The organism is Streptomyces sudanensis (genome assembly GCF_023614315.1).
Taxonomy (GTDB): Bacteria; Actinomycetota; Actinomycetes; order Streptomycetales; family Streptomycetaceae; genus Streptomyces; species Streptomyces sudanensis.
On the sequence record NZ_CP095474.1, the window covers coordinates 405,924 to 412,209 of the forward strand.

General features: G+C 72.1%; 5 protein-coding genes. 1 reads left to right on the forward strand and 4 read right to left on the reverse strand.

Annotated features, from left to right (window positions below; genetic code table 11):
* Positions 1–463: PucR family transcriptional regulator (locus MW084_RS01740; protein WP_275563436.1), on the forward strand; the 463-nt coding region annotated here is incomplete at its 5' end.
* Positions 464–668: 205 nt separating this feature from the next.
* Here MW084_RS01740 and serA read toward each other — a convergent pair.
* The 4 genes from serA to MW084_RS01760 all read right to left on the reverse strand — a co-directional run bounded on the left by serA (position 669) and on the right by MW084_RS01760 (position 5,985).
* Positions 669–2,258, reverse strand: a complete 1,590-nt coding sequence (gene serA, locus MW084_RS01745; protein WP_010472928.1) for a phosphoglycerate dehydrogenase — start codon at positions 2,256–2,258, stop codon at positions 669–671.
* 239 nt (positions 2,259–2,497) lie between these two features.
* On the reverse strand, positions 2,498–3,496 hold the full coding sequence (gene ilvC / locus MW084_RS01750; protein WP_010472929.1) for a ketol-acid reductoisomerase: 999 nt from the start codon (positions 3,494–3,496) through the stop codon (positions 2,498–2,500).
* Between the two features lie 84 nt (positions 3,497–3,580).
* On the reverse strand, positions 3,581–4,105 hold the full coding sequence (gene ilvN / locus MW084_RS01755; RefSeq protein WP_010472930.1) for an acetolactate synthase small subunit: 525 nt from the start codon (positions 4,103–4,105) through the stop codon (positions 3,581–3,583).
* A 20-nt stretch (positions 4,106–4,125) separates the two neighbouring features.
* Positions 4,126–5,985, reverse strand: a complete 1,860-nt coding sequence (locus MW084_RS01760; RefSeq protein WP_029553666.1) for an acetolactate synthase large subunit — start codon at positions 5,983–5,985, stop codon at positions 4,126–4,128.
* Between the last annotated feature and the right edge of the window lie 301 nt (positions 5,986–6,286).

A 6,286-nucleotide genomic window follows, 5' to 3' on the forward strand; every position in this document is an offset into this window, starting at 1 on the left:
GACGGCCGCCGCCCGGCTGCGCGACGCCGCGGGGCCGGGCGCCGCCGCCGGCGTGGCCGCTCCGCGGCGGGGCCTGGCGGAGCTGGCCGCGGCCTGGGCGGAGGCCGCGTCGGCGGTACGCGCGGCACTGGCCGAGCCGCGCCTGGGCCCGGTCGCGCCCTGGGCGTCCATCGGCCCGTACCGGCTGCTCACCGCGCTGCCCCCGGACGCCGCCGGCGACCCGGCGGTACGGCCGCTGCTGGACCGGTCGCACGCCGAACTGGCCCGCACCGCCGAGGTGTTCCTCGACCACGCGGGACAGGCGGGCCGCACGGCCTCGGCGCTCGGCATCCACCGGCAGACCCTGTACTACCGGCTCTCCCGGATCGAGCAGCTCACCGGCCTGGACCTCGGCGACGGGGAGGAGCGGCTGCTGCTGCACATGGCCCTGAAGGCCCACCGGCTGCGCACCGGGGACGGGTGAGTACCCGGCCCCGCGGGCGCCGGGGAGGCCGGGCACCGGGCCGCGGCGGGCGGGTACCGCGACCGGCGTGCCACGGAAGGGTGTTCCGTGCGCCGCCGGGCCGCCCGCCGATGCCCGTGGCGCCCCGGCCCCGGCGCGCGGCGGGGGTGCGCCGGACGTGCGGCGCCCCCGCCCGCTCGGGGTGCGGACGGGGGCGGCGGGGGCGTCAGACGAGGTTGATCGAGCGGGCGGAGGTCGCGCCCACCTCGTCGGCCAGCTCCGTGAGGACCTGCTGCGGCACCGTGTCGTCGACGGTCAGGACGGCCAGCGCCTCGCCCCCCTCCTCGGCACGGGAGACCTGCATGCCGGCGATGTTCAGGCCGGCCTCGCCGAGGATCCGGCCGACCGTGCCGACGACGCCCGGGCGGTCCTCGTAGCGCAGGACCACCATGTGGTCGGCGAGCGCGAGGTCCACGTCGAAGTCGCCGACGGCGACGATCTTCTGGAGGTGCTTGGGCCCGACCAGCGTGCCGGACACGGCGACCTCCTCACCGCTGCCGAGCGTGCCCCGGACGGTGAGGACGTTGCGGTGGTCGGGCGACTCGCTGCTGGTGGTGAGCCGCACCTCGACGCCCCGCTCCTGCGCGAACAGCGGGGCGTTGACGTAGGAGACGGTCTCGTCGACGACGTCCTCGAAGACGCCCTTGAGGGCGGACAGCTCCAGCACCTTGACGTCGTGCTGGGTGATCTCGCCGCACACCTCGACGTCGAGGCGGACCGCGACCTCGCCGGCGAGGGCCGTGAAGATCCGGCCGAGGCGCTCGGCCAGCGGCAGGCCCGGCTTGACGTCCTCCGCGATGACCCCGCCCTGGACGTTCACCGCGTCGGGGACCAGCTCGCCGGCGAGGGCGAGGCGGACCGAGCGGGCGACGGCGACGCCCGCCTTCTCCTGTGCCTCGTCCGTGGACGCGCCGAGGTGCGGCGTGCAGACGACCTGGTCCAGCCGGAACAGCGGCGAGTCCGTGCACGGCTCCTTGGCGTACACGTCGAGGCCGGCGCCGGCGACGCGGCCCTCCTCCAGCGCCGCGTACAGCGCCTCCTCGTCGACGATGCCGCCGCGGGCGGCGTTGACGATGCGGACGGTCGGCTTGACCTTGCGCAGCGCCTCGTCGCCGATGAGGCCGACCGTCTCGGGCGTCTTGGGCAGGTGGACGGTGATGAAGTCGGAGGTCTCCAGCAGCTCGTCCAGGGAGATCAGCCTGACGCCCATCTGCGCGGCGCGGGCCGGCTGGACGTACGGGTCGTAGGCGACGACCCGCATGCCGAAGGCGGACATGCGCTGGGCGACCAGGACGCCGATGCGGCCGAGGCCGACGACGCCGAGGGTCTTCTCGCTCAGCTCGACGCCGGTGTACCTGCTGCGCTTCCACTCGCCGTTCTTCAGGGCGGCGTTGGCCTGCGGGATGTTGCGGGCCGTGGCGATCAGCAGGCCGCAGGCGAGTTCGGCGGCGGTGACGATGTTGGACGTGGGGGCGTTGACGACCATCACGCCGGCCTTGGTGGCGGCGGAGACGTCGACGTTGTCCAGGCCCACGCCGGCGCGGGCGACGACCTTGAGCCTCCGCGCGGCGGCGATGGCCTCGGCGTCGACCCGGGTGGCGGAGCGGACCAGGATCGCGTCGGCGTCGGCGACGGCGGGGAGCAGCTTCTCCCGGTCCGCCCCGTCGCAGTGCCGGATCTCGAAGTCGGGGCCGAGGGCGTCGACGGTGGCGGGCGACAGCTCTTCGGCGATGAGTACGACGGGTTTCGGGCTCACGTGGGTCCTCACAAGTCCAGTGCGGACGGCCGTCCCGACGGCCGCAGGCGGTGGAGGGGGCATGCCGCGTGGAAGACGCACGACGCTGTGGGCCTGACGCGTACTGCTGTGCAGTCTAGTGGCGGCGGGGCCGGTCCCCGCGTCTCATCGGGGAGATCACCCGCATGGTGCCGGGCGGCGCGGGCGCGCCTGCGGCGGGCGGGGCCGGGCGGTGTGCCGGGCCCCGCCCGCCGGTGGGCTCACGCCTCGTCGTCCACCCAGCTCATGAGCTTGCGCAGCTCCTTGCCGGTGGTCTCCAGCAGGTGCTCGGAGTCCTGCGTCTTGTACTCCTGGTACTTCTTCAGGCCGCCGTGGTACTCGTCCATCCAGTTCCTGGCGAACGTGCCGTCCTGGATCTCGGAGAGGACCTTGCGCATCTCGGCCTTGGTGGCGTCCGTGACGATGCGCGGGCCCGTGACGTAGTCGCCCCACTCGGCGGTCTCGGAGACCGACCAGCGCATCTTCTCCAGGCCGCCCTCGTACATGAGGTCCACGATCAGCTTCAGCTCGTGGAGGCACTCGAAGTAGGCGATCTCCGGCTGGTAGCCGGCCTCGACCAGGGTCTCGAAGCCCGCCTTGACCAGCGCGGAGGCGCCGCCGCAGAGCACGGCCTGCTCGCCGAACAGGTCGGTCTCGGTCTCCTCGGTGAAGGTGGTCCTGATGACGCCCGCGCGCGTGCCGCCGATGGCCTTGGCGTACGACAGGGCGAGGGCGAAGGCGCCGCCGGTGGCGTCCTGCTCGACGGCCGCGATCGCCGGGACGCCGCGGCCCTCCTCGTACTGGCGGCGGACCAGGTGGCCCGGGCCCTTCGGGGCGACCAGCGCGACGTCCACGCCCGCCGGGGGCTTGATGAAGCCGAAGCGGATGTTGAAGCCGTGGGCGAAGAACAGCGCGTCGCCGTCCTTCAGGTTGTCCTTGACGGACTCCTCGTAGACCTGCGCCTGGATCGGGTCCGGGATCAGGATCATGATCACGTCGGCTTCGGCGGAGGCCTGCGCCGGGGTGACGACGCGCAGGCCCTGCTCCTCGGCCTTCGCCCTGGACGTGGAGCCCTCGTGCAGACCGACGCGGACGTCGACGCCGGAGTCGCGCAGGGACAGCGCGTGGGCGTGGCCCTGGCTGCCGTAACCGATCACCGCGACCTTGCGGCCCTGGATGATAGACAGGTCGGCGTCGTCGTCGTAGAACAGCTCGGCCACTGGGTCTCTCCTTGGATGGTCTGGTGGTGCGTCCCACCGTACGGTGGGCGGGAATCGGGACGTCGGGGGAACTCGGGGCGCGGACTACGCCGAGCGGTCGAGTGCGCGCAGCGACCGGTCCGTGATGGACCGGGCACCGCGCCCTATGGCGATCGTGCCGGACTGGACGAGCTCCTTGATGCCGAACTGCTCCAGCATCTTCAGCATCGCTTCGAGCTTGTCACTCGATCCGGTGGCCTCGATGGTGACCGCCTCGGGTGAGACGTCGACGGTCTTGGCGCGGAACAGCTGGACGATCTCGACGACCTGGGAGCGGGTCTCGTTGTCGGCGCGGACCTTCACGAGGACGAGCTCGCGCTGGATCGCGGCGGCGGGCTCCAGCTCGACGATCTTCAGGACGTTGACCAGCTTGTTGAGCTGCTTGGTCACCTGCTCCAGCGGGAGGTCCTCGACGGTGACCACGATGGTGATGCGGGAGATCTCGGGGTGCTCGGTGACGCCGACGGCGAGCGAGTCGATGTTGAAGCCCCGGCGGGAGAAGAGGGCGGCGATCCTGGCCAGGATGCCGGGGGTGTTCTCCACCAGGACGGAGAGGGTGTGCTTGGACATGGTGCGGTGCCTCGGCTCTCTCAGTCGTCTTCGCCGTCGCCGAAGTCGGGACGGACGCCGCGGGCGGCCATGACCTCGTCGTTGGAGGTGCCGGCGGCGACCATGGGCCACACCTGGGCGTCCTCGTGGACGATGAAGTCGACGACGACGGGGCGGTCGTCGACGGCGTTGGCCGCGGCGATGACCTCGTCCAGGTCCTCGGGGCGTTCGCAGCGCATCGCGACGCAGCCCATCGCCTCGGCCAGTTTCACGAAGTCCGGGACGCGGGTGCCCGCGGCGGGGTTCCCGTCGGACGCCTGCGCTCCGGAGCGCAGGACGGTGTTGGAGTAGCGCTGGTTGTAGAACAGCGTCTGCCACTGGCGGACCATGCCGAGGGCGCCGTTGTTGATGATGGCGACCTTGATCGGGATGTTGTTCAGCGCGCAGGTGACCAGCTCCTGGTTGGTCATCTGGAAGCAGCCGTCGCCGTCGATGGCCCAGACGGTGCGGTCGGGGGCCCCGGCCTTGGCGCCCATGGCGGCCGGGACGGCGTAGCCCATGGTCCCGGCGCCGCCGGAGTTGAGCCAGGTGCCCGGCTTCTCGTAGTCGATGAAGTGGGCGGCCCACATCTGGTGCTGGCCGACGCCGGCCGCGAAGATCGTGCCCTCGGGCGCCAGCCGGCCGATGCGCTGGATGACCTGCTGGGGGGCGAGGCTGCCGTCCTCCGGCTGGTCGTAGCCGAGGGGGTAGGTCTCGCGCCAGCGGTTGAGGTCCTTCCACCAGGCGCTGTAGTCCCCGGTGTTGCCGGCGGTGTGCTCCGCCTGGACGGCCTGGACCAGGTCGGCGATCACCTCGCGGGCGTCGCCGACGATCGGCACGTCGGCGGCGCGGTTCTTGCCGATCTCGGCCGGGTCGATGTCGGCGTGGACGATCTTGGCGTACGGGGCGAAGCTGTCCAGCCTGCCGGTGACGCGGTCGTCGAAGCGGGCGCCCAGCGCGACGATCAGGTCGGCCTTCTGCAGGGCGGTCACGGCGGTGACGGAGCCGTGCATCCCCGGCATGCCGACGTGCTGCGGATGGGTGTCGGGGAAGGCTCCGAGGGCCATCAGCGTGGTGGTGACGGGGGCGCCGGTCAGCTCGGCGAGGATCTTCAGCTCGGCGGTGGCGCCGGCCTTGAGGACGCCGCCGCCGACGTACAGGACCGGGCGCCTGGCGGACGTGATCAGCTTGGCGGCCTCGCGGATCTGCTTGGCGTGCGGCTTGGTGACCGGGCGGTAGCCGGGCAGGTCCGTCTGCGGGGGCCAGCTGAAGGTGGTCCTCGCCTGGAGGGCGTCCTTGGAGATGTCGACGAGGACGGGGCCGGGGCGGCCGGTGGAGGCGATGTGGAAGGCCTCGGCGATGGTCCTCGGGATGTCGTCGGCGCAGGTGACCAGGAAGTTGTGCTTGGTGATCGGCATGGTGATGCCGCAGATGTCGGCTTCCTGGAAGGCGTCGGTGCCGATCGCCTTGGAGGCGACCTGGCCGGTGATCGCGACGAGCGGGACGGAGTCCATGTGGGCGTCGGCGATCGGGGTGACCAGGTTGGTGGCGCCGGGGCCGGAGGTCGCCATGCAGACGCCGACCTTGCCGGTGGCCTGGGCGTAGCCGGTCGCCGCGTGGCCGGCTCCCTGCTCGTGGCGGACCAGGACGTGGCGGACCCTGACGGAGTCCATCATCGGGTCGTAGGCGGGCAGGATCGCGCCGCCGGGGATGCCGAACACCGTCTCGGCCCCGACTTCCTCGAGCGAGCGGATCAGGGCCTGGGCGCCCGTGACGTCCTCGACGGTGGCGGAGGGCTGTCCGCCGGAACGGGGCCGTGGCTGCGGATGGTGGGCCCCGGTGGCCTGCTCGGTCATCGGCATTCTCTTCTCGAAGCTGAGGGTTTGGGCGAGGGTTTTTCGGCGGGTCTGTCGTTGTCTGTCAGAGTCTGTCGCGAGGTGCCCGTGCAACAAAAAACCCCTCGTGCCGTGGGGCAAGCGAGGGGAGCGCGCCGGAGGAGGGTCCGCGGGGTCATCGTGGACCCGCTCAGCCGACGCGCTTTCCGATTACGAGAATTCGGGTGCGCATGGCACTGACCCTCCACCCGGCGCACCGCCGATGTCAAGTGGGTGGGATGCGCGTCTCAGTATGTGAGCACATCNNGGGGNGTGAGCGGGGCGGGAG

Bases quoted from the DNA above. Each gene is read 5' to 3' on its own strand.
- ilvN (WP_010472930.1), bottom strand. From the start codon at position 4,105: ATGTCCAAGCACACCCTCTCCGTCCTGGTGGAGAACACCCCCGGCATC.
- MW084_RS01760 (WP_029553666.1), bottom strand. From the start codon at position 5,985: ATGCCGATGACCGAGCAGGCCACCGGGGCCCACCATCCGCAGCCACGG.